The 23,216-nt window shown below is 48.9% G+C and carries 20 protein-coding genes; 11 read left to right on the top strand and 9 right to left on the bottom strand.

Annotation, left to right across the window (positions count from 1 at the left end):
• Positions 1 to 16: 16 nt before the first annotated feature.
• Positions 17 to 157, bottom strand: a complete 141-nt coding sequence (gene rpmH, locus IO95_RS23075; RefSeq protein ID WP_004093983.1) for a 50S ribosomal protein L34 — start codon at positions 155 to 157, stop codon at positions 17 to 19.
• 852 nt (positions 158 to 1,009) lie between these two features.
• On the opposite strand from rpmH, the gene dnaA reads away from it, so the two are divergent.
• From dnaA to yidA, 5 genes are all read left to right on the top strand, one after another.
• A complete protein-coding gene (dnaA, locus tag IO95_RS23070) occupies positions 1,010 to 2,404 on the top strand; it encodes a chromosomal replication initiator protein DnaA (RefSeq protein WP_023489198.1) in 1,395 nt (464 codons plus the stop codon).
• A 5-nt stretch (positions 2,405 to 2,409) separates the two neighbouring features.
• Positions 2,410 to 3,510, top strand: coding sequence for a DNA polymerase III subunit beta (gene dnaN, locus IO95_RS23065; RefSeq protein WP_023489197.1), 1,101 nt, complete (start codon positions 2,410 to 2,412; stop codon positions 3,508 to 3,510).
• Positions 3,511 to 3,666: 156 nt separating this feature from the next.
• Positions 3,667 to 4,752 (top strand): DNA replication/repair protein RecF, encoded by a 1,086-nt coding sequence (gene recF / locus IO95_RS23060; protein WP_023489196.1) that lies wholly within the window; start codon positions 3,667 to 3,669, stop codon positions 4,750 to 4,752.
• A gap of 18 nt (positions 4,753 to 4,770) precedes the next feature.
• Positions 4,771 to 7,185, top strand: coding sequence for a DNA topoisomerase (ATP-hydrolyzing) subunit B (gene gyrB / locus IO95_RS23055; protein WP_023489195.1), 2,415 nt, complete (start codon positions 4,771 to 4,773; stop codon positions 7,183 to 7,185).
• 159 nt (positions 7,186 to 7,344) lie between these two features.
• Complete coding sequence (yidA, locus tag IO95_RS23050) at positions 7,345 to 8,154, top strand: sugar-phosphatase (protein WP_023489194.1); 810 nt, start codon at positions 7,345 to 7,347, stop codon at positions 8,152 to 8,154.
• Here the strand turns inward: yidA and IO95_RS23045 are convergent.
• The 3 genes from IO95_RS23045 to IO95_RS23035 are packed head-to-tail and all read right to left on the bottom strand — an operon-like array spanning position 8,149 to position 10,435.
• Positions 8,149 to 9,090 (bottom strand): ornithine cyclodeaminase family protein, encoded by a 942-nt coding sequence (locus IO95_RS23045; protein WP_023489193.1) that lies wholly within the window; start codon positions 9,088 to 9,090, stop codon positions 8,149 to 8,151. The genes yidA and IO95_RS23045 overlap by 6 nt on opposite strands.
• Positions 9,077 to 10,042, bottom strand: a complete 966-nt coding sequence (locus tag IO95_RS23040; RefSeq protein ID WP_023489192.1) for a threonine/serine dehydratase — start codon at positions 10,040 to 10,042, stop codon at positions 9,077 to 9,079. The genes IO95_RS23045 and IO95_RS23040 overlap by 14 nt, the downstream gene beginning before the upstream one ends.
• A gap of 33 nt (positions 10,043 to 10,075) precedes the next feature.
• Positions 10,076 to 10,435 carry a YceK/YidQ family lipoprotein gene (locus IO95_RS23035; RefSeq protein ID WP_023489191.1) on the bottom strand — a complete coding sequence of 120 codons (360 nt, stop codon included), beginning with the start codon at positions 10,433 to 10,435 and terminating at the stop codon, positions 10,076 to 10,078.
• 338 nt (positions 10,436 to 10,773) lie between these two features.
• On the opposite strand from IO95_RS23035, the gene ibpA reads away from it, so the two are divergent.
• The 3 genes from ibpA to IO95_RS23020 all read left to right on the top strand — a co-directional run bounded on the left by ibpA (position 10,774) and on the right by IO95_RS23020 (position 13,553).
• Complete coding sequence (gene ibpA, locus IO95_RS23030; RefSeq protein ID WP_023489190.1) at positions 10,774 to 11,187, top strand: small heat shock chaperone IbpA; 414 nt, start codon at positions 10,774 to 10,776, stop codon at positions 11,185 to 11,187.
• A 92-nt stretch (positions 11,188 to 11,279) separates the two neighbouring features.
• Positions 11,280 to 11,708, top strand: coding sequence for a small heat shock chaperone IbpB (gene ibpB, locus IO95_RS23025; RefSeq protein WP_023489189.1), 429 nt, complete (start codon positions 11,280 to 11,282; stop codon positions 11,706 to 11,708).
• Positions 11,709 to 11,894: 186 nt separating this feature from the next.
• A complete protein-coding gene (locus tag IO95_RS23020) occupies positions 11,895 to 13,553 on the top strand; it encodes a putative transporter (protein WP_023489188.1) in 1,659 nt (552 codons plus the stop codon).
• 75 nt (positions 13,554 to 13,628) lie between these two features.
• Here IO95_RS23020 and IO95_RS23015 read toward each other — a convergent pair whose 3' ends face one another.
• The 5 genes from IO95_RS23015 to IO95_RS22995 form a co-directional block, all read right to left on the bottom strand.
• Complete coding sequence (locus IO95_RS23015; protein ID WP_023489187.1) at positions 13,629 to 14,882, bottom strand: valine--pyruvate transaminase; 1,254 nt, start codon at positions 14,880 to 14,882, stop codon at positions 13,629 to 13,631.
• Between the two features lie 200 nt (positions 14,883 to 15,082).
• A complete protein-coding gene (ghrB, locus tag IO95_RS23010) occupies positions 15,083 to 16,066 on the bottom strand; it encodes a glyoxylate/hydroxypyruvate reductase GhrB (protein WP_023489186.1) in 984 nt (327 codons plus the stop codon).
• 490 nt (positions 16,067 to 16,556) lie between these two features.
• Positions 16,557 to 16,988 (bottom strand): N-acetyltransferase, encoded by a 432-nt coding sequence (locus IO95_RS23005; RefSeq protein ID WP_037384854.1) that lies wholly within the window; start codon positions 16,986 to 16,988, stop codon positions 16,557 to 16,559.
• Positions 16,957 to 17,556, bottom strand: coding sequence for a DNA-3-methyladenine glycosylase I (locus IO95_RS23000; protein WP_023492868.1), 600 nt, complete (start codon positions 17,554 to 17,556; stop codon positions 16,957 to 16,959). The genes IO95_RS23005 and IO95_RS23000 overlap by 32 nt, the downstream gene beginning before the upstream one ends.
• 498 nt (positions 17,557 to 18,054) lie before the next feature.
• Positions 18,055 to 18,816 (bottom strand): LuxR family transcriptional regulator, encoded by a 762-nt coding sequence (locus IO95_RS22995; RefSeq protein ID WP_051791159.1) that lies wholly within the window; start codon positions 18,814 to 18,816, stop codon positions 18,055 to 18,057.
• 366 nt (positions 18,817 to 19,182) lie between these two features.
• On the opposite strand from IO95_RS22995, the gene glyQ reads away from it, so the two are divergent.
• From glyQ to IO95_RS22975, 3 genes are all read left to right on the top strand, one after another.
• Positions 19,183 to 20,091 (top strand): glycine--tRNA ligase subunit alpha, encoded by a 909-nt coding sequence (glyQ, locus tag IO95_RS22985; RefSeq protein WP_023491270.1) that lies wholly within the window; start codon positions 19,183 to 19,185, stop codon positions 20,089 to 20,091.
• Between the two features lie 9 nt (positions 20,092 to 20,100).
• Positions 20,101 to 22,170, top strand: a complete 2,070-nt coding sequence (gene glyS, locus IO95_RS22980) for a glycine--tRNA ligase subunit beta (protein ID WP_023491269.1) — start codon at positions 20,101 to 20,103, stop codon at positions 22,168 to 22,170.
• A 189-nt stretch (positions 22,171 to 22,359) separates the two neighbouring features.
• Positions 22,360 to 23,079 (top strand): DUF3053 domain-containing protein, encoded by a 720-nt coding sequence (locus IO95_RS22975; protein WP_037384849.1) that lies wholly within the window; start codon positions 22,360 to 22,362, stop codon positions 23,077 to 23,079.
• Positions 23,080 to 23,216: the final 137 nt, after the last annotated feature.

Here is a 23,216-nt window from a genome sequence, read left to right as displayed (position 1 = left end):
AGGGGGTTAGCTTTTATTACTTAGAAACAGTCAGACGAGTACGGCCTTTTGCACGACGGCGGGCCAGAACTTGACGACCATTTTTAGTGGCCATACGAGCACGGAAACCGTGGCTACGGTTACGCTTCAGTACGGACGGTTGGAAAGTGCGTTTCATAGCGATTTCTACCTAAACTTAAATGAATTACTAATATAGTCATCATACTTCAAGTGACCGGGGTGTTGGCTTGTGTCCACTAGCCTCAGTCGCATCATTTTCTATGCTTCTGGCGACTCTCGACCTTGCTGCCTACATCCCACTCGAATTATGTAGAGTATAAGTCAAATGCGTTTGACTACTCGGCGTGAAGATGACCGACGCCTCAATCGCAATATAAAGAGGCGGGATTGTAATAATTGTACAGCCCTGAGTCAATTCACATCGCGCCCCTTTCATCTTTCAGGCCGCAGTTTTGCTGCCTGTCATTTGAAATTGATGGGGGTAGTCTACTTGGTTGTTAGCCAAGTAAAGCACGGTCTTGGCCCATAATCACCGCAGGATCCTGTCTGGTAAATAACCCGACCAATCAGAACCAAGTATCACACGTGGGCGAAGATTATACGGACTCAAGGGTAAATCACAAGGATCTCCGTGCGATCCTCGGCATTTTTCGCCAGGATCCTGGTGGATAACCCAGTACAACGGGCTTATGGTGTGAAAAAGAAGGCGATCGACTACCGTGATTGCAGCGGTTGCTTTCTGTTGGTTAAAATATCACCACACGCTCTTGGCTGTGGATAAAATGGATCTAATCTGTGATGAAGGAGAGGATCTCTTGCTCGGATTGCGCTATGATCCGTCATTCGGATCCCGATCCTAAACAGGGATCATCAGGTTATGCTACCAAGGTGTTCCACATGCTTCTAGCGGTTTTCAGCCGATGAAGGCCTGTGGGCATCATCATGAGTGATAAAAAAGTAACCTGATCCTTTTCTTTTTATTTTTGATCTTGTTCGAGTGGAGTCCGCCGTGTCACTTTCGCTTTGGCAGCAGTGCCTTGCCCGATTGCAGGATGAGTTACCAGCCACAGAATTTAGTATGTGGATACGCCCATTACAGGCGGAACTGAGTGACAATACTCTGGCGCTGTATGCGCCCAATCGTTTTGTGCTGGATTGGGTGCGCGATAAGTACTTAAACAATATCAATGGGCTGCTTAATGATTTTTGTGGGACTGATGTGCCACTATTGCGTTTTGAGGTGGGCAGTAAACCTCTGACACGAACGATAAGTCAGGCGGCTACGGCCAGCGTCAACAATGCACCGGCAGCCCCAGTGGCCCGTACTGCGGCACCTTCTCGTCACAGTTGGGATAATGCCGCACCGCCACCCGAGCTTTCTTACCGTTCCAATGTTAACCCCAAACATACTTTCGATAACTTCGTTGAAGGTAAGTCGAACCAACTGGCGCGCGCTGCGGCTCGGCAAGTGGCAGATAACCCTGGTGGGGCTTATAACCCACTCTTCCTGTATGGTGGAACCGGCTTGGGTAAAACTCACCTGTTGCATGCGGTGGGCAATGGCATCATGGCGCGTAAAGCCAATGCCAAAGTGGTTTATATGCACTCGGAACGTTTTGTGCAGGATATGGTTAAGGCGTTGCAGAATAACGCGATTGAAGAATTCAAGCGCTACTACCGTTCGGTGGATGCGTTGCTGATCGATGACATTCAGTTTTTTGCCAATAAAGAGCGTTCGCAGGAAGAGTTTTTCCATACTTTTAACGCGTTGTTGGAAGGCAACCAACAGATCATCCTCACTTCTGACCGTTATCCTAAAGAGATTAACGGGGTGGAAGATCGTTTGAAGTCTCGCTTTGGTTGGGGCCTGACGGTGGCAATTGAACCACCAGAGCTGGAAACCCGCGTGGCGATCCTGATGAAAAAGGCAGATGAAAACAATATTCGTTTGCCGGGTGAAGTGGCGTTCTTTATCGCTAAACGTCTACGTTCCAACGTGCGTGAACTGGAAGGGGCGTTGAACCGGGTGATTGCCAATGCTAATTTTACTGGCCGCGCCATTACCATTGATTTCGTGCGTGAAGCGTTGCGCGATCTACTGGCGTTGCAGGAAAAGCTGGTCACTATCGATAATATTCAAAAGACGGTGGCAGAGTATTATAAAATAAAAGTAGCGGATCTGCTGTCGAAGCGGCGTTCCCGTTCCGTTGCTCGCCCGCGCCAGATGGCGATGGCATTGTCAAAGGAACTCACCAACCACAGCTTGCCAGAAATCGGCGATGCGTTTGGTGGCCGCGACCATACCACGGTGTTGCACGCCTGCCGGAAAATTGAGCAGCTGCGTGAAGAAAGTCACGACATCAAAGAAGATTTTTCCAATTTAATCAGAACATTGTCGTCATAGCGCATATGAAATTTATCGTTGAACGTGAGCATCTGCTAAAACCGCTGCAACAGGTGAGTAGCCCACTGGGTGGCCGCCCAACGTTGCCAATTCTGGGTAACCTGTTATTGCAGGTAACGGAAGGTTCTCTATTGTTGACGGGAACCGATCTGGAAATGGAGATGGTGGCACGCGTCTCTCTCTCCCAGCCCTATGAAGTGGGGGCGACCACCGTCCCTGCACGTAAATTTTTTGATATCTGCCGGGGTTTACCGGAAGGTGCCGAGATTACCGTCACGCTTGAAAGTGAGCGCATGTTGGTGCGTTCTGGCCGTAGTCGTTTTTCATTATCCACGCTACCGGCGGTAGACTTTCCGAATCTGGATGATTGGCAGAGTGAAGTGGAGTTCACGCTACCGCAGGCGACCTTAAAGCGCCTGATCGATGCGACCCAGTTCTCGATGGCGCATCAGGATGTGCGCTATTACCTCAACGGCATGTTGTTTGAGACCGAAGGGGAAGAGCTCCGCACTGTGGCGACTGATGGTCACCGTCTGGCGGTATGCGCCATGCCGATTGGTCAATCCTTACCGACACATTCGGTGATTGTGCCACGTAAAGGGGTGATGGAGCTGGTGCGTCTGCTGGATGCTGGTGATACGCCACTCCGTGTACAGATCGGCAGCAATAATATTCGCGCCCATGTGGGGGATTTTATCTTTACCTCCAAGTTGGTTGATGGCCGTTTCCCTGATTATCGTCGTGTATTGCCGAAGAACCCTGACAAGACCTTAGAAGCCGGGTGTGACTTGCTTAAGCAGGCCTTTGCCCGTGCGGCCATTTTGTCGAATGAGAAGTTTCGCGGTGTCCGCCTGTACGTCAGTCAAAATCAACTCAAGATCACTGCCAATAATCCGGAGCAGGAAGAGGCAGAAGAGATCCTTGATGTCAGCTATGATGGCAGCGAGATGGAAATTGGGTTTAACGTCAGCTACGTGCTGGATGTATTAAACTCGCTCAAGTGCGAGGATGTGCGTCTACTGCTGACTGATTCGGTCTCCAGCGTGCAGATTGAGGACGCGGCCAGTCAGGCGGCGGCCTATGTTGTTATGCCAATGCGTTTGTAGAAATTATCGGGCTATCTTACTTGCTCCTTTGTGATTGGGCCGTACTCGCAATCCTGACGTACTCTGTGTACGCATCGGTTGCTGGGGGTTTTACGGCACGCAAATGGCTTGCGACGATAACGCCCAGGGTTGTTCGATGATTAAGATAACTGCCGCATGGCGTTAACGCGTTTACTGATTAAAGATTTCCGCAATATTGAAGCGGCGGATCTGGCTCCCGCACCTGGGTTTAACTTCCTGGTTGGGGCCAATGGCAGTGGTAAAACCAGCGTATTAGAGGCGGTTTATACCCTTGGTCATGGGCGTGCTTTTCGCAGCTTGCAGGCTGGCCGAGTGATCCGTCATGATCAGCCGGAATTTGTACTGCATGGCCGGATTGAAGGGGCGGAACGTGAGTTATCAGTAGGACTAAGCCGAAGCCGGCAAGGTGACAGCAAAGTACGTATTGATGGCAGCGATGGTCATAAAGTGGCGGAACTCGCCCAACTATTGCCCATGCAGTTGATTACTCCCGAAGGTTTTACTCTGCTCAATGGCGGGCCAAAATATCGGCGCGCGTTTGTGGATTGGGGATGCTTCCATGATGTACCCGGTTTTTTCACCGCCTGGAGCAACCTGAAACGGTTACTGAAGCAACGTAATGCTGGCTTGCGCCAAGTCAGTCGTTATGCGCAATTGCGCGCCTGGGATCAGCAGTTGGTTCCACTGGCTGAACGCATCAGCGAGTGGCGGGCGGCATACAGTGAGGCCATTGCCGCCGATATTACTGCGACCTGTGCACAATTTTTGCCTGAATTTGCGTTAAATTTCTCTTTTCAGCGCGGTTGGGATAAAGAGAGTGACTATGGAGAGCTGTTGGAGCGGCAGTTTGAGCGCGACAGGGCATTAACCTATACCTCGGTTGGGCCACATAAAGCAGATTTCCGTATTCGTGCCGAAGGCACACCGGTAGAAGATTTATTATCACGCGGTCAGCTTAAATTGCTGATGTGTGCATTGCGCTTGGCGCAGGGTGAGTTTCTCACCCGGCAGAGCGGGCGGCGTTGCCTGTATCTGATTGATGATTTTGCCTCCGAGCTGGACACTGGCCGTCGCCGGTTGCTGGCTGAACGTCTGAAAGCCACTCAGGCTCAGGTTTTTGTCAGCGCGGTAAGTGCTGAACAAGTTACTGACATGATCGGTGAAAAGGGCAGGATGTTCCGTGTGGAACAGGGTAAAATAGAAGTTCAACCACAGGATTAAAATAAGCGAGAAACGTTGATGTCGAATTCTTATGACTCTTCAAGTATCAAGGTATTAAAAGGGCTGGATGCTGTGCGTAAGCGTCCAGGCATGTATATCGGCGATACTGATGACGGCACCGGTCTGCACCACATGGTGTTTGAGGTTGTGGATAACGCTATCGACGAAGCCCTCGCTGGCCACTGTAATGACATTCAGGTGACCATCCATGCTGACAACTCGGTGTCGGTGCAGGATGATGGCCGCGGTATTCCCACCGGTATTCACGAAGAAGAAGGGGTTTCTGCGGCACAGGTCATCATGACTGTTCTTCATGCCGGCGGTAAGTTTGACGATAACTCCTATAAAGTTTCCGGTGGCTTGCATGGCGTGGGGGTTTCCGTCGTTAACGCCTTGTCAGAGAAACTTGAGCTGGTGATCCGCCGTGAAGGCAAAGTGCACGAGCAAACCTATAAACACGGTGAGCCACAAGGGCCACTGAAAGTGGTGGGTGAGACCACCCAAACCGGCACCACAGTACGTTTTTGGCCGAGTTACCAGACTTTTACCAATAACATCGAATTTGAATACGATATTCTGGCCAAGCGCCTGCGGGAACTGTCGTTCCTTAACTCGGGTGTTTCTATTCGTCTGAAAGATAAACGTAACGACAAAGAAGACCACTTCCACTATGAGGGCGGGATCAAGGCGTTCGTTGAGTATCTGAACAAGAACAAAACGCCAATCCATCCAACGGTGTTCTACTTCTCAACGGTAAAAGATGAAATCGGTGTGGAAGTGGCACTACAGTGGAACGATGGTTTCCAGGAAAATATCTACTGTTTTACCAACAACATCCCACAGCGTGATGGGGGGACTCACCTGGTCGGTTTTCGTGCCGCGATGACGCGTACCCTTAACAGCTATATGGATAAAGAAGGCTACAGTAAAAAATCCAAGATCAGTGCCACCGGTGATGATGCCCGTGAAGGTTTGATTGCCGTCGTTTCGGTGAAAGTGCCGGATCCGAAGTTCTCTTCACAGACCAAAGATAAACTGGTCTCTTCGGAAGTGAAAACGGCAGTTGAGTCACTGATGAACGAGAAGCTGGTGGATTACCTGATGGAAAACCCATCAGACGCCAAAATCGTTGTTGGTAAAATCATTGATGCGGCCCGAGCGCGTGAAGCAGCACGTAAAGCGCGTGAAATGACACGCCGTAAAGGTGCACTGGATTTGGCTGGCTTGCCAGGCAAATTGGCGGACTGCCAAGAGCGCGATCCGGCGTTGTCTGAACTGTACCTGGTGGAAGGGGACTCTGCGGGGGGCTCGGCAAAACAGGGGCGTAACCGCAAAAACCAGGCGATTTTGCCACTGAAAGGTAAAATCCTTAACGTTGAGAAAGCGCGTTTTGACAAGATGCTCTCTTCGCAGGAAGTGGCTACCTTGATCACTGCGCTGGGCTGTGGCATTGGCCGCGACGAATACAACCCAGATAAACTTCGTTATCACAGCATCATCATCATGACCGATGCTGACGTCGATGGTTCGCATATCCGTACATTGTTACTGACTTTCTTTTATCGCCAGATGCCGGAAATCATCGAGCGTGGTCATGTGTTTATTGCACAACCGCCGCTATACAAGGTGAAGAAAGGCAAGCAGGAACAGTATATTAAAGACGACGAGGCCATGGACCAGTACCTGATTTCCATTGCGCTTGATGGGGCAACCTTGCATACCAATGAGGTCGCACCGCCATTGGCCGGGGAACCGTTGGAGAAACTGGTGGCTGAGCATTACAGCGTACAAAAGCTGATTGGCCGAATGGAGCGTCGTTATCCGCGTGCCTTACTCAACAACCTAATCTATCAACCTACCTTGAGCGAAGATGATCTGAGTGACCAAGCTAAAGTGAAAACCTGGATCGAGTCACTGGTGAAATTGCTCAACGATAACGAACAGCATGGCAGCAGCTATGATTTTGTCATGGTTGACAACCCAGAACGTCAGATGTTGGAGCCAGTGCTGCGCGTTCGTACTCACGGCGTCGATACTGATTATCCTCTGGACTTCGATTTCATCCACGGTGGTGAATATCGCAAGATCTGTACATTGGGTGAAAAACTGCGTGGTTTGCTGGAAGAGGATGCATTTATTGAACGTGGCGAACGTCGTCAGCCGGTAAATGGTTTCGAGCAAGCGTTGGAATGGCTGGTGAAAGAATCTCGCCGTGGTCTGTCGGTGCAGCGTTATAAGGGCTTGGGTGAAATGAACCCAGACCAATTGTGGGAAACCACCATGGACCCAGAACAACGCCGTATGCTGCGAGTGACGGTGAAAGATGCTATTGCCGCAGATCAACTGTTCACCACCCTGATGGGCGATGCAGTTGAACCACGCCGTGCCTTTATCGAAGAGAACGCCCTGAAAGCGGCGAACATCGATATTTAATGCGTTAATCAGCAACAGAAAATCCGCGCCGGTGCTCCCGCGCGGATTTTTTATCGCTGCGTTTTAGTCTCGCTGAATTCTAGCCAGGCTAGGTTATCGTCTACCAACACCTTGCACCAACCTGATACCTACCAAGGAAACTTACCAAGAGAAATTCGTATGGCGATTGAACTGATAGCAATTGATATGGATGGCACGTTACTCAACCCTCAACACCAGATCACGCCAGCGGTGAAGCAAGCGATTAGTGCGGCGCGCGCTCAAGGGGTGAAGGTGGTGCTGGCTACAGGGCGGCCCTATGTGGGGGTGCAGGATTATCTATGTCAGTTGGATATGCAAGGCGCTGATGATTTCTGTATTACCTATAACGGTGCATTGGTGCTTAAAGCCGCCGATGGAACCTGCATTCTGCAAGAAACCCTCAGTTTTGACGATTATCTCTATTTTGAGCAGTTAGCGCGGCAGCTTGGGGTGCATTATCACGCATTTGATTTCGATACCCTGTATACCCCGAATAAAAACATTGGCAAATATACCATTCGTGAAGCGGGAATTACCGGTATTCCGTTGAAATACCGTAGCGTAGAGGAGATGGATCGTACCCTACGTTTCCCGAAAGTGATGATGATTGATGAGCCTGAATTGTTAGAGCATGCCATCGCTCATTTGCCAGCGGAAGCCGGCGAGCGTTACACCATTATGAAAAGCGCCCCCTTTTACCTGGAAATCTTGCACCAGCGGGTTGATAAAGGCGCTGGGGTGAAAATGCTGGCGGATCATCTGGGTATCAAACAGCAAAACGTGATGGCGCTGGGGGATCAGGGTAACGATATTGCGATGATTGAATATGCTGGTGTTGGCGTAGCGATGGGCAATGCGATCGCGGAACTGAAAGAGATTGCCCAGTTTGTAACGAGTACCAACACCGAAGACGGCGTGGCACGCGCTATTGAGAAGTTCGTATTATAGTTTTGCCAGAATTCCTTTCACAATCTGAGCATCCTGAATGGCTAACCCGGTGAGGTCGGCCAAGGTGATCTGTTGTTCATTCTTTCTAACCCGCTCGCCACGAGCCAGTATTTCTCCGAACTCAACCACAGCTACTGACGCCAGTAAATTTTGCTGATAGGCACGAGCAATTTCACCATACTGACTGCATTGACTGAGTGCATCCACCAGGATGGTGTCAGCTTTGGCGACCAACGCCGTTGCTAACTCCTGTTTTCCCTCAGCGTCTGACCCTACGGCGGTGATATGTGTTCCTGGGCGGATATCCTCTGCTTGCAGCAGGGGTTCACGGCTTGGCGTGGTGGTCACAATCAGATTGCAATGTGCCGCCAGTTCAGCGGCATTTTGGGTGGTATTTACCTGAAAACCTTCCGCTTCAGCCCGTTGACAATAGTCAGCAAGGTGATGTGGGCTGCGACCCCAAAGCCACACTTGGCGACAGTCGGTGACCGTTTTAAGGTGTTGCAATTGTAGCCATGCCTGCATTCCTGTGCCCACGATACCAATGGCCTGCACGTTTTGCGGTGCGCATAATTCCGCAGCGATGCGCCCAGCCAGGGCAGTACGTAATGCTGTCAGCCAGCCTTCATCCAACAGTAGCACCTGTGGTTTGCCAGTTTGCGCAGAAAAGGCCATCATTAAGCCTTGGTTGCTAGGCAGCCCTTGTTGTGGATTGTGGTAAAACCCAGAAGACACTTTCACCACAAAGTATTCTTCCCTTTCCAGCCATGCGGATTTAATACAACAGTCACCTGCCGCAGCTTCAAACCGAAAGTGTTGCACTGGTGGCATCTGTACCTGGCGCGCAGAGTAGGCGATAAAACCGGTTTTTAGCAGTTGGGTGATGCTGTCGGCATCAAAAGCAGCAAGAATTTGTGTTTTATTAATGACTTTCATGGCTGACTGCCTGCAAATATTTTTCCAGCACAATATTTTTACCACATAACACCACGGCCACTTTTTTGCCTAGCAACTCGGGTGCCAATTTGCAGGCTGCGGCTAAGGCCACGCCGGCAGCACCTTCGATAATCCAACGGTCGCTACTGGCAACCAGGCGCATTGCCTGTTTGATTTCCTCTTCGCTGACCAATACTTTACGGTCAATGACCTGTTGGCACAGGGGGAAGGTGATAGCACCCGGTTCCACTCCCCCCGCAGTACCGTCAGAGAGAGTCTCTTGTTCTTCCACTGGGTAGATATGCCCCGCCTCCAGTGCGCTGTACATGCTGGTGGCATTTTCTGGCCAGCAGGCAATAAGTTGTGTTTTTGGCGACAATTTTTTTAGAACGGTACCCATTCCCGCAATATAGCCGCCGCCACCCACCGCAACAAATACCGCATCCAGTTCTGGCTGCTGTTCGATGATTTCCATCCCACAGGTGCCTTGGCCTGCAATTACGTCGGCATCGTTATAAGGGGAAATATAGGTTTTATGCTGTTGGCGTGCGGCCTTTTCCGCAGCCAACTCGGCATTCAATGGGTCACCCGGGACCAATTCCACCTTGCCACCTAAGGCACGGATGGTATCGAGCTTGATGGTAGCGGCACTTTCAGGTGCATAGACGGTGACATTGACGCCCATTAATTTACCCGCGAGTGCAACGGCTTGACCATGGTTACCGGTTGATGCGGTAATCACGCCTTGTTGACGTTGTTGTTCACTCAGTAACCGTAGTTTGTTGCTGGCGCCACGAAACTTAAATGAGCCGGTATGTTGTAAATGATCGCACTTGAGATAGAGCTCGCAGCCTAATTGCTGTGAAAGCAGCACGCTGTGTTCCAACGGGGTGACGCGGACTTGTGGGCGCAATTGTTGATGGGCGGAAACAATGTCATCAAATAGGCTCATACTGTTCTCTTTAGGATTTTAAATGGCATGGAACTATTTCTGGGTCTTCGGGGGGGGTGGCGTTGGCATCCCCTGCCCTAGATTACCGCTCTCAGACAGATTTTTTGCCTCGTCACGTTCGATACGTGCTTTGGGGGACAGGGTGGTTTTATCATCATCCGAACGGAGGTAATCATAAGGTAGCAAAATGGTATCCATCACTGCCGAGAAGGGTAGATCGATGGCTAACAGGGGCATCATGGCCCAACTGGTGTCCTCTTTTTTCATCGTATCTATGCTGGCACGGGTGCCAGGATAGTAACCCTGATCGCCACCGGTGTGGCTCATCACGCTGGAGCAGCCACTGATGAGTAAGCACAGGCCGCTGGTGGTTAGTCTCTTTACTGATTTCATTGACTCATCCTGAGGTGGATTTCTGCCGAAATTTGCTGATTTATGATTAAGTTAAATCAATTTTTACCAGCTCACGAATAGATTGAAAGATATAAAATTTAGCTCTGTGGCGGTTATCTCACTTTATTGTATGTGATGGGCAAATTATCGTCTTTATGTTTGACGATTTTTTTAACCCGGTGAGTTGAAATAAGTGAACCCAGCCCCATTTTCTTGGTAACGCCAATTTAAGAGTTCGCTGAAAAGGGACTCTGGCGTTGAGCTTGTCCACATTTGAGTCTGTCCATAATGGAAGACGTTATTACCCACCTCGCTGAAGTGTTTTAGGAGGCAGTTTTATGAGCAATTTTGATCTTTCCCCACTATACCGTTCTGCTATTGGTTTTGATCGCCTGTTTAATGCTCTGCAAACCGGGCAAAATCAAGGTAATGGTGGCTATCCGCCGTATAACGTTGAGCTGGTTGATGAGAATAATTATCGTATCGCCATCGCGGTGGCCGGGTTTGCCGAGCCGGAACTGGAGATTATCACCCAGGACAATCTGCTGATTGTGCGTGGTGCTCGCCATAATCAGGCCGTTGAAAAAACCTATTTATACCAAGGTATTGCCGAGCGTAATTTTGAACGTAAATTTCAGTTGGCCGAACATATTCAAATTAAAGGGGCTAAGCTGGAAAACGGTTTGCTGTATATCGATCTGCAGCGCATCGTGCCGGAAACATTAAAACCGCGTCGGATCGAAATTAAATAATTCCGTTTCACTGTGGGTGAAACACCACCTTGCCTGCTGATAGTTCGGGGGCAAATTAATACCTATCTCGCTTCTTGGAAGGAGTTAATACCATGCGTAACTACGATTTATCCCCACTTTTGCGTCAATGGATCGGTTTTGACAAGCTGGCCAGCTCAATGGGTGGGCAGGAACCCCAAGGGTTTCCCCCCTACAACATAGAGAAGAGTGACGATAACCACTACCGCATTTCTCTGGCGTTGGCCGGGTTCAAACAGAGTGAGTTGGATATTGAAGTGGAAGGTCCACGTTTATCGATACGCGGTAAACCCACGCCACCAGAAAAACAGGTGGAATATCTGCATCAAGGATGGGAGTGCAAAGAATTCACTTTGACTTTTACCTTGGCGGAACACATGCAGGTTTCCGAGGCCAAATTTGAAAATGGCCTGCTGCATATTGAGCTGGTGCGCCATGTATCGGAAGCCTTACAGCCACAACGGATCAGCATCAGTAGCACTCCAGAGCTAGAAGTCAAGTAACTGGCTGAATAAAAAGAAAATCATGGTGGGGAGGTCTGAATGGCCTCCCCTGTCACATTAATGTGGAATACCCCACATTACCCCCTCAAAGTTTATGCCAGAATCCCTCTAACCTAGTTAGGTTGCGTTTTAAATTGTGATTTTTACCACATATTGGTTATTAAACTTTTGTTAAGGATGTGACGTATGAGTGATATCGCCCTGACCGTCAGTATGCTGGCGTTAGTGGCTATTCTCGGGTTATGGATTGGCAACTGGAAAGTGTATGGCGTGGGTTTAGGGATAGGTGGCGTCTTGTTTGGCGGTATCATTGTCGGGCACTTTGCACAGACTTATCAGATAGACCTCAACGGCGATATGTTGCACTTTATTCAGGAGTTTGGGCTGATCCTGTTTGTTTACACCATCGGTATCCAGGTTGGGCCTGGTTTCTTCTCTTCCCTGCGCGTCTCTGGTCTCCGGTTAAATGGCTTTGCCATTTTGCTGGTGCTTATGGGCGGGGTGGTCGCAGCGGCAGTCCACAAACTGTTTGCGGTACCATTACCGATTATTCTTGGGGTGTTCTCGGGTGCGGTGACCAATACGCCAGCACTGGGTGCCGGGCAACAGATACTGACCGATTTAGGGTCGGATCCAGCACTGGTTGATCGTATGGGGATGGGGTATGCCATGGCCTATCCATTTGGTATCTGTGGCATTCTACTGGTGATGTGGCTTATCCGGCTGTTCTTTCGTATCAATATTGAACAAGAAGCGAAAGAGTTTGAAAACAGCATGGGCAACAATCGCGAACTGCTGCAGACCATGAATGTGGCGGTACGTAACCCTAACCTGCAAGGTCTGGCCATCAAAAATGTGCCATTACTTAACAGCGATGACATCATCTGCTCGCGCCTGAAGCGGGGCGACCTGTTGATGGTGCCATCACCGCAAGAAATGTTGGAGTTAGGGGATTTTCTTCACCTGGTGGGTAAGCGTGAAGAGTTGGAGAACGCGCGCTTGGTGATCGGTGAGGAAGTGGATGTGTCACTTTCTACCAAGGGTACTGCTCTGCAGGTGGTTCGTGCCGTGGTGACCAACGAAAAGGTCTTGGGTAAAAAAGTTCGCGATCTGAATTTTAAGCAGAAATATGACGTGGTGATTTCGCGCCTTAACCGTGCTGGTGTTGAGCTGGTGGCAGGCAGTAATGTCACGCTGCAGTTCGGGGATATTCTCAACCTGGTAGGGCGGCCAGAATCTATCGAGGTCGTGGCGGCGATTGTTGGTAACGCCAAGCAGAAGTTGCAACAGGTACAAATGTTGCCAGTGTTTATTGGCATCGGGTTAGGGGTGCTGCTGGGTTCTATTCCGTTGTTTATTCCTGGCTTCCCGGCGGCGTTGCGGTTGGGGTTGGCTGGCGGGCCACTGGTGGTGGCTTTGATCCTGGGGCGTATTGGCAGTATCGGCAAACTTTACTGGTTTATGCCCCCCAGTGCTAACCTGGCGTTGCGTGAGTTGGGTATTGTATTGTTCCTGGCGGTGGTGGGGTTGAAGTCGGGCGGTAACTTTATTAACACCCTGATCCATGGTGAAGGGTTAGCCTGGATTGGCTATGGTGCGTTGATCACTGCCATTCCCTTAATCACCGTGGGTATATTAGCCCGGGTGATGGGCAAAATGAACTACCTGACACTATCTGGCATGTTGGCAGGGTCGATGACTGATCCACCTGCCCTGGCCTTTGCCAATGGCCTGCATCCCACCAGTGGTGCAGCGGCACTCTCTTATGCCACGGTTTATCCGTTGGCAATGTTCCTGCGTATTATGTCTCCGCAATTGTTGGCCGTGCTGTTTTGGGCCATGTAATGGTGTTTTTCAAGATCATGTAGTGATGTTTTTCAAGGTGGTAGATTCAGGGGCTCTTCAGAGCCCCTTGGTTCTTTAACCCGCTTCTTGATGTGCTCGTTCAACCTCTTCTGCCAAGATCATCACACCCTGTTCAATGCTTGCTGGGTCAGGGATATAGTTCATACGCATACATTGGTGGGTATGTGGCCATTCCTGTTCCAGTCCTGGGAAGAAATAGTGGCCTGGCACCATCAGGACCCCACGTTTCTTCAGGCGTTGGTAGAGTAATTCTGTGGTGATGGGCAGATCCTTAAACCATAACCAGAGAAAAATAGCCCCTTCCGGTTTGTGGATCAGGCAACGTTCTGGTGACAGATAACGGCGAATAATGCCAATGGTCTGTTCAACACGCTGTTTGTAGAACGGGCCGATCACTTCATTAGACAGACGTAACAGATCACCACGCTCAATCATTTCTGCCGCCAGCGCTGGGCCGATGCTTCCTGGCGACAGGCTGATAATGCCATTCATATTGGTCAGGGCGGTAATTACCCGTTCATTGGCTATAACGATGCCACAACGTGAACCTGGCAGGCCGAGTTTAGACAGGCTCATGCACAGAATGATATTGGGGTTCCATAATGGCGTTGCGTCGCTGAAAATAATGCCCGGGAAAGGTACGCCATAAGCGTTATCAATCACCAAAGGTATATCGTGCTGCTGTGCCAATAGATCGAGTTTGTTCAGTTCCTCGTCGGTGATCACATTACCTGTCGGGTTGGTCGGGCGTGAAACGCAGATCATGCCAATATCGTCACCGATCGTTAAATGCTCAAAATCGATGTGATATTTAAATTGGCCGTCTGGCAGGAACTCTATATTGGGTTTGGCGGAGACAAATACCCCTTCATCCAACCCGGCATCAGCATAACCGATGTACTCGGGAGCCAGTGGGAATAACACGCGGCGGCGTTTCCCTTCTGCGTAGCGGCCTGCGAACAAATTGAATAAGTAGAAAAATGCGCTTTGACTGCCGTTTGTTAGCGCAATATTTTGTGGCCCGATGGGCCAATCAAACTCTTTCTGTAGCAGATTAGCCAGTGCTGACAGTAAGAGGTCTTTGCCTTGTGGGCCATCGTAGTTACATAGTGCTTCAGTCAATTTGCCATTTTCGAGCATATCTTGGCACAGTTGCTTGAAGTAACTTTCCATTTCTGGAATTTTTGCAGGGTTTCCACCGCCGAGCATGATGGCGCCTGGGGTGCGCAGACCATCATTCAGGTCGTCCATTAAGCGGGTGATACCGGCATAACGGGTAAATTTATCGCCGAAAAGAGAAAAAGTCATAGGTGCCGCAGAATTGTTATTGGTCAGTAGGGCTCCACCATACCGCCAGATAAAAGCAGGTGCAATTAAGCAGATATTTTATCTGGCGACGTGAAGTATCATGATATGTACTTTTTATAGCATAAAACGCTAATTAATTTTTACAGCTAAAAGAGTAACACGGGTATCTATCACCTTTGTAGTGAATAGAGGTCAAGTCGTTAATAGGGGTTAATCAGTAAATGGGGATTAACGCAATTTTTTGTTACCTGGCCTGTGAGTGCGGCAATCAGGTTATCCACAGCACATTCAGCCATGCCATAGCGGGTTTCATGAGTGGCAGAACCGATATGGGGCACAGCAACCACATTGGGCAATTGCAGTAGTGGTGAATTCACCGATAACGGTTCTTGCTCAAAAACATCCAACCCGGCAGCGTGAATAGTACCGTTCTGCAAGGCCTCGATAAGCGCTTGCTCATCAACCACCGGCCCTCGCCCTGCATTGATCAAAATGCTGCTTTTCTTCATTTTCGCCAACTGTTCATGGCCGATCATATGGAAGGTTTCGCTAGTTAACGGGAGTGTGATGCAGAGAAAATCTGACTCAGCCAGCAGAGTATCAAGATCGCAACGGCGGGCGTTGAAATTTTGTTCGGCCTGTTGATGGGTGCGGCGGGCGTTATATAACACTGGCATGTTAAAGCCTAAGTGTGCCCGTTGTGCCAATGCCAGCCCGATGCGCCCCATACCGAGGATGCCAATAGTTTTATGATGAACATCAACACCATACCACTCGGGCCCAATGTTATTTTGCCACTCACCCGCTTTCACTCGCTCGGCGACTTCAACCACGCGACGTGCCGTGGCCAACATCAAGGCCATGATGGTATCGGCCACGGTTTCTGTTAATACGCTCGGGGTATGCATCAATAATACTTGGTGGGCATTAAGCGCTTCGAGGTCAAAGTTATCGTAACCTACTGTAATCGTTGAAGCAGCACGTAGTTTAGGTGCCCGTTGCAGAAAGGCTTCATCAATTTTGCCGCCAGAACCGATAATCCCTTCAGCTTGTTGTAATGCAGTCTCAAACGCAGGGGTATTATCTGGGGGTAAATCATCGAAAGCATGTACCGTGAAGTGCTTGTCCAGCCGCTGATGCAGGTCGGCAGGAATACTCCGATACAATATGACTGAAGGCTTCATTAAAAACTCCAACGAGAGAACGATATAGCTATAATAAATCAATTAATTAGTGTGAACCAGGGTACCCGGGTACCGTTGCGACTTGAATGGCGATGAATATATAGGGGGAGCGGAGTGGCGACTGATAACATCATTCAGTTTAGCTTTTACTATCATTGCTTAGGAGCAAAAAAACTGATCCCGATTAAAGGATCAGGTGCCAAATTGGCCAACACCAGGGAAAATGATTAAACACTGTTGTAACTTACAGATTGCCTGTGAGTTTTTGAGATTAAGCTGGAAATATTGCCACTGTTATCAGTATCGCCACCATAAATGGAACCGATCCCATTAAAAAGTGACAGAAGAGAAAAATATGATATCAATCACAAAACGGGAAGAATAGCGGGTTGTTTTACGGGAGTGATCAACCTCTGCCAGCTCAGTTCATTCAAGTTCATCCTATCCTAATCGATCAATCTACGGACCGACCCATGCCAGTTTATTGAAATTAAGTAGCAGGCCAATTCATGATCAGCGTATGGGCTTGAGTTTCTTGGTTAAACAGACGCTGCATTTCGCGGAACCCTTGTTTGTAGTAGAAGGCGCAAGCTCGTTGGTTATCCTCATACACTTCCAGGCTAAGCCAACGATAATGATGTTGTACGCAGGCCATTAATGCTGCCCCCACCCCTTTGCCATGAAAGTGATGGTCAACAAACAGAGCGCCAATAAAGCGCTCATCCAATATGCTGATAAAAGCGACAATTTGCTGGTTATGCAGATACACCCAAGTTTTAGCCCGGGGCAAATAGTTATCCCGTACCAGTTGAGCACTTTGCTGCCAATAGTCAGATGGCACAAAGGGATGAGCACGGGTGGTGCTTTCTAGCCAGAGCACCATCAGCACGTCAAGGTCGGCGGACGTTGCGGTGCGTATCATCTTTGGTATTCTCCGGGTGGCAAAAACAACCAGTAACATGGTCGTTTACCAAGCCGCAGGCCTGCATAAAGGCATAGCAGATGGTTGAACCGATAAATTTGAAGCCGCGCTTTTTCAATGCCTTGGACATGGCAACAGAAATCTCTGTTTGAGCGGGCACTTCGTTTAGGGCTTGCCAGTGGTTCAGTTGCGGTTTACCTCCGACAAATTGCCAGATAAAGGTAGAAAAATTTTCCCCCGCTAGTTCCATGGCTTGATAAGCTTTGGCATTGGCAATGATGGCTTCAATCTTGCCGCGATGGCGGATAATCCCGCTGTCTTGCAGCAATAACGCCACATCTTGTTCGTTCATGGCAGCGATACGTGTTGGGTCAAAATTGTGGAAAGCACGGCGGTAGTTTTCACGTTTTTTCAGCACCGTGATCCAAGAGAGGCCAGCCTGTTGCCCTTCCAGACACAACATTTCGAACAGTTCGCGTGCATCCGTGGTTGGGGTGCCCCATTCTTTATCGTGGTACTCAAGATATAATGGGTCAGCGGTAACCCAACCGCAACGTTGATTATCCATGCCGATACTCCTTATTCTTATTTCGTTTTTTACTGACGCAGTGACCCGAGTATATAGCGTTAGTGCACCATTTCTGATGATTGGCTTAGCGGGAAGGCACCATAGATAAGGACTACCTGGTAGTTTGAAGTCGGCATAGGGTGCCACAAACGCTGGTACGGTGCCTGATGCGGGCCTGTTACCGAAAAAGTATAGTGGGTGACTGTACTTTAGTATAACTATCATTCAGTAACAAAAAACTTTATCGTTAGTGCGTAACAACAATAACAAGAATTTTAAGCAAAAAAAACTGATCCCGATTAAAGGATCAGGTGCCAAATTGGCCAACACCAGGGAAAATTCTTAAACATTATTGTAAATCATAGAGTGCCTGTCAACAGTTTCTCTCACCCAATCAAAGAAGGGGTGAGAGTATATTTTTATGCATTTTACCCTCTTCCTTTTTATTTTTTTTAGTCAAATGGTTTTTGAGCAATTTTATCTGAAAGTTTGGCTACATTAGCGAACCGACCTGATTAGCTGCAATTCAACACTGAGCCTTATGGCATGCTTGGCATTGTTAACGCCTAACTTTTTAACTGCATTTCCAATATGAAATTTTACTGTGGTGAGTTTAATTCCTAAGATAAGTGCAATTTCCTGATAGGATTTCCCCATGCTTGCCCAATAAATAATTTCATTCTCGCGAGGGGAAAAGAAATTTCTCTGGTTTATTTTCTCAAAGTAGTTAGCATTATTCAGTTCTTGAGAAGTGTTAATGAGTTTTTCATGCGTTTTCATCAACAATAGCTGTAAACTATCTTGCTTATCTCTAATCAGCGGTTCAACACTATTATCACAATGGCTATCTATGATAATAGATAAAACCGCCAGATGATGAAGATGGTCATGCAACACGAAGGTATAACCATGAGTAACATCATAACTTTTCGCCATATTAAATATTTTTGGCAGTTTAATTCCCGAGTTAATCATGATGTTTTTATCCCAAAAAAATGGGGTAACTCGATGTGATGCAGTCACTAAAACCGGGTCGATATACTGAAAGTTGTTATTGACATAAAAATCAAACCATTCAGTTCTATTTGAAATCACTGAAAAATCAGCAGGGTTCTTTTTATTCATTATGGCATAAGCGTACTTTATATTATTAAACTCTTTTAGTTTTTTTTCTAGATAGCTTTTGATAGATGAATTAATGAGTTCGTTAGGTTTACTCTCTGATAATAAATGACAATCTTTATCAAGGCCTTCTATCATACTTAGCTGTCCATAATGAATTTTAAAATGTTTGACACATTATCCTTGAAGTTACTTGTGTTGGCTACGCTATATCACTTCACTTATAGCGTGGGCTATGCTCCCAAAAACGCTGAGTTTAAAGTGCCGCATTTTGCAAACTCCCTTGATGCCTCGTCAACCTTGAACCTGTTGCTGTCGCTATTCGGGCCTCATGGGGTAAGCTGAATGAACTAGGGTATCGTGCTGAACCGGCTTTTTGCATATCACACCACGGTTTTTATCGGGGGATTGTGACTTGTTGCTGGATTCTGGCTGTATATCTTACGGTCAACAGGTATACTGAGCCCCTCTATTAAATCCACTTGTATCGCGTGCGAATTCAACATGCAAAAGTTTGATACCAAGACCTTTCAGGGTCTGATCCTGACACTGCAGGACTATTGGGCGCGCCAGGGTTGCACTATTGTTCAACCTTTGGACATGGAAGTTGGCGCAGGAACATCTCACCCGATGACCTGCTTGCGTGCTCTTGGCCCGGAGCCAATGGCTGCGGCCTATGTGCAACCTTCACGTCGCCCGACCGATGGCCGTTATGGGGAAAACCCCAACCGCCTGCAACACTATTATCAATTCCAGGTAGTGATTAAACCCTCACCGGAAAATATTCAGGAACTGTACCTGGGTTCATTGAAAGAACTGGGGTTGGATCCTGCTATTCACGATATCCGTTTTGTTGAAGATAACTGGGAAAACCCGACACTAGGGGCCTGGGGATTAGGTTGGGAAGTGTGGTTGAACGGGATGGAAGTGACCCAGTTCACCTATTTTCAACAGGTTGGTGGTTTGGAATGTAAACCGGTCACCGGCGAGATCACTTACGGTCTGGAACGCCTGGCGATGTATATCCAGGGTGTGGATAGCGTCTACGATTTGATTTGGAGCAACGGGCCATTGGGTATCACCACCTATGGCGATGTGTTCCATCAAAACGAAGTGGAGCAATCCACCTACAACTTTGAGTATGCGGATGTAGATTTCCTGTTTTCCTGTTTTGAGCAATACGAAAAGGAAGCGCAAACCCTATTGGCGTTGGAAAACCCCCTGCCATTACCTGCGTATGAACGTATTCTCAAAGCGGCCCATACCTTCAATTTGCTGGATGCGCGTAAGGCGATCTCGGTCACCGAACGTCAACGTTATATTTTGCGTATCCGCACGCTGACCAAAGCCGTTGCCGAGGCCTACTACGCTTCCCGCGAAGCGTTAGGCTTCCCGATGTGTAATAAGAAGTAAGAGGCAGCTATGACTCAACAGACTTTCCTGGTGGAAATCGGCACCGAAGAGCTGCCGCCGAAGGCTCTTCGCTCACTGGCAGAAGCTTTTGCTGCAGATTTTACGGCTGAACTTGATAATGCCGGCTTGGCACATGGCGAAGTGAGCTGGTTTGCTGCTCCGCGTCGCCTAGCATTAAAAGTGGCTAAACTCAGCGCGGCACAGGCTGACCGTGAAATTGAAAAACGTGGCCCGGCCATCGCTCAGGCATTCGATGCCAGCGGTCAGCCCAGTAAGGCCGCTGAGGGCTGGGCGCGTGGTTGCGGCATTACCGTTGATCAAGCTGAACGCCTGGTGACCGATAAAGGTGAATGGTTACTGTATCGCGCCCATGTTAAAGGCCAATCCGCACAGCAACTGTTGGCCGGTATGGTGAGCACGGCACTGTCAAAGCTGCCGATTCCCAAATTGATGCGTTGGGGTGATAAAGAAACCCAGTTCGTGCGTCCGGTACATACGGTGACCATGCTGCTAGGGGCAGAACTGATCCCAGGCACCGTGCTGGGCATCGATTCGGCTCGCACCATTCGTGGTCACCGTTTTATGGGTGAGCCAGAGTTTACTATTGAGAACGCCGATCAGTATCCGCAAATCCTGCAGGAGCGCGGTAAAGTGATCGCCGATTACGCAACCCGCAAGGCGTTGATTAAACGTGATGCTGAACTGGCAGCACAGAAGATTGGTGGAAAAGCCGATCTGAGTGAGAGCCTGCTGGAGGAAGTGACTTCATTGGTTGAGTGGCCGGTGGTGCTGACGGCAAAATTTGAAGAGAAATTCCTGGCAGTGCCTGCTGAAGCGTTGGTTTATACCATGAAGGGTGACCAGAAATATTTTCCGGTCTACGATGCCGCTGGCAAACTGTTACCGAATTTTATCTTCGTCGCCAATATTGAGTCCCGAGACCCGCAGCAAATCATCTCTGGTAATGAGAAAGTGGTGCGTCCTCGTTTGGCGGATGCTGAATTCTTCTTTAATACTGACCGCAAGAAGCGTCTGGAAGATCATTTACCGCGCCTGGAAACGGTACTGTTTCAGCAGCAGTTGGGTACCCTGCGTGATAAGACTGACCGTATTCAAGCCATGGCCGGCTGGATTGCGGGCCAGATTGGTGCTGATGTTAATCACGCAACGCGTGCCGGGCTGCTGTCGAAGTGCGACCTGATGACCAATATGGTGTTCGAATTCACCGATACTCAGGGTGTGATGGGGATGCACTACGCACGCCATGATGGTGAAGCCGAGGACGTAGCTGTTGCGCTTAACGAGCAGTATCAGCCACGCTTTGCGGGTGATGAACTGCCTCAATCGCTGGTGGCTTGCTCGTTGGCAATCGCTGACAAAATGGACACGCTGGTCGGTATTTTTGGTATTGGCCAGCATCCAAAAGGTGATAAAGACCCGTTTGCTTTACGCCGTGCTGCGTTGGGCGTGCTGCGTATCATCGTTGAGAAAAACCTGTCACTGGATTTGCAAACCCTGACCGAAGAGGCTGCGCGCCTGTATGGCAGCAAGCTGACCAATGCCAAGGTGGTGGATGATGTCATCGACTTTATGTTGGGGCGTTTCCGTACCTGGTATCAGGAAGCAGGCCATGCAGTGGATACTATCCAGGCGGTATTGGCGCGTCGCCCAACCCGGCCGGCAGACTTTGATGCACGGGTGAAGGCGGTAACACATTTCCGTACCTTGGCTGAGGCCACCGCGTTGGCTGCGGCTAACAAGCGTGTTTCCAATATCTTAGCCAAATCCAACGATGTATTGCTGGATCAGGTTCAAGCCTCGGTATTGAAAGAGCCGACAGAGCTGAAATTAGCCACTCATCTGGTGGTGTTGCGTGACAAGCTGGAACCTTTGTTTGCTGCAGGTCGTTATCAGGAAGCATTGGTTGAACTGGCGGCGTTGCGTGAGACGGTTGATGCGTTCTTCGACAGTGTGATGGTGATGGCTGAAGATGATGCGGTGCGGGTGAATCGCTTGACGTTGCTGAGTAAGTTGCGTGAGCTGTTCCTGCAAGTAGCGGATATTTCGGTGTTGCAGTAAGGGTAAAGTATTAATGAAAAGGCGCCTGAGGGCGCTTTTTCATCATCATGAGAATCCGTCGGTTATTCTGGGCTGAACGTTGAATCACGTATCCTATAGCAGGGAGTTGATCTATTCTTATCTGCAACGGAGTGCAACATAAGGCATGGAGCCAGATAAAAGAGACATTAATAACGGGAGTTATGTCACATGGCGGTAGGGATCCAAAGCAGAGGCTTTTCGCGTTGGTTGGCACCGGTATTTGCATTGTTGGTCGTGATGCAACTGACCGCCTGCGGCGATAAAGAGCCAGAACAGCGTAAAGCGTTTATTGATTATTTACATAATACGGTGATGCGTAGCGGTGTACACATTCCAACGTTGAGTGAAGACCAAAAACAGAAATTTGGCACTTATGTGAGTGATTACGCCATTCTGGTGGGTTTTTCTCAGCAATTGTCGAAATCGGTTGAGGCAAGTCTGACACCAGCACTGGAACAGATTAATCAAATTCGCACCGCACAAGACTATATCGCTAAGCGCGATACCTTGCAGCAATCGTTGGGTGCATTGAACCTGTTGGGTCAACAGATACAGTCAGCGAAGTTACAGGCGGATAGCGCCCGTGCCGCGTTGAAGCAACCTGATGATTTGAAAGCGGTGTATAGCCAGGTGTATGACAAGATTGTTACCACACCAAGCAATAGCTTGATGCCAGTGATCCCAACCACCAGCAGTTTTGTTCAGGAACTGGTGCTAGTTGGGGATTTCTTGCAGGCTCAGGGTAATCAGGTGAGTTTCAATAATGGCGGTGTACAGTTCCGTACTCAGCAGCAGGTGGCGCAGTACAACACCATGATGTCCAATCTGGTGGCTAAGCAGCAGGATTGGCTCAATGCACAGAAAACGGTGCAGGCAGTGATGCAGTAAGCAAAACTATCCAGGTACATTCGAGCGGCTTTCAGGCTGTAGTTTGAATGTACCTGAGTATGGGTTCCCCTTTTTTCAACGCCTTGTCATCCTTCCGTACCCTGATCTCTATACTACACTTCAGTTATCGGGCCGAA

This window comes from Serratia sp. DD3, from assembly GCF_000496755.2.
This window is presented reverse-complemented; position numbering and strand designations above follow the sequence as displayed.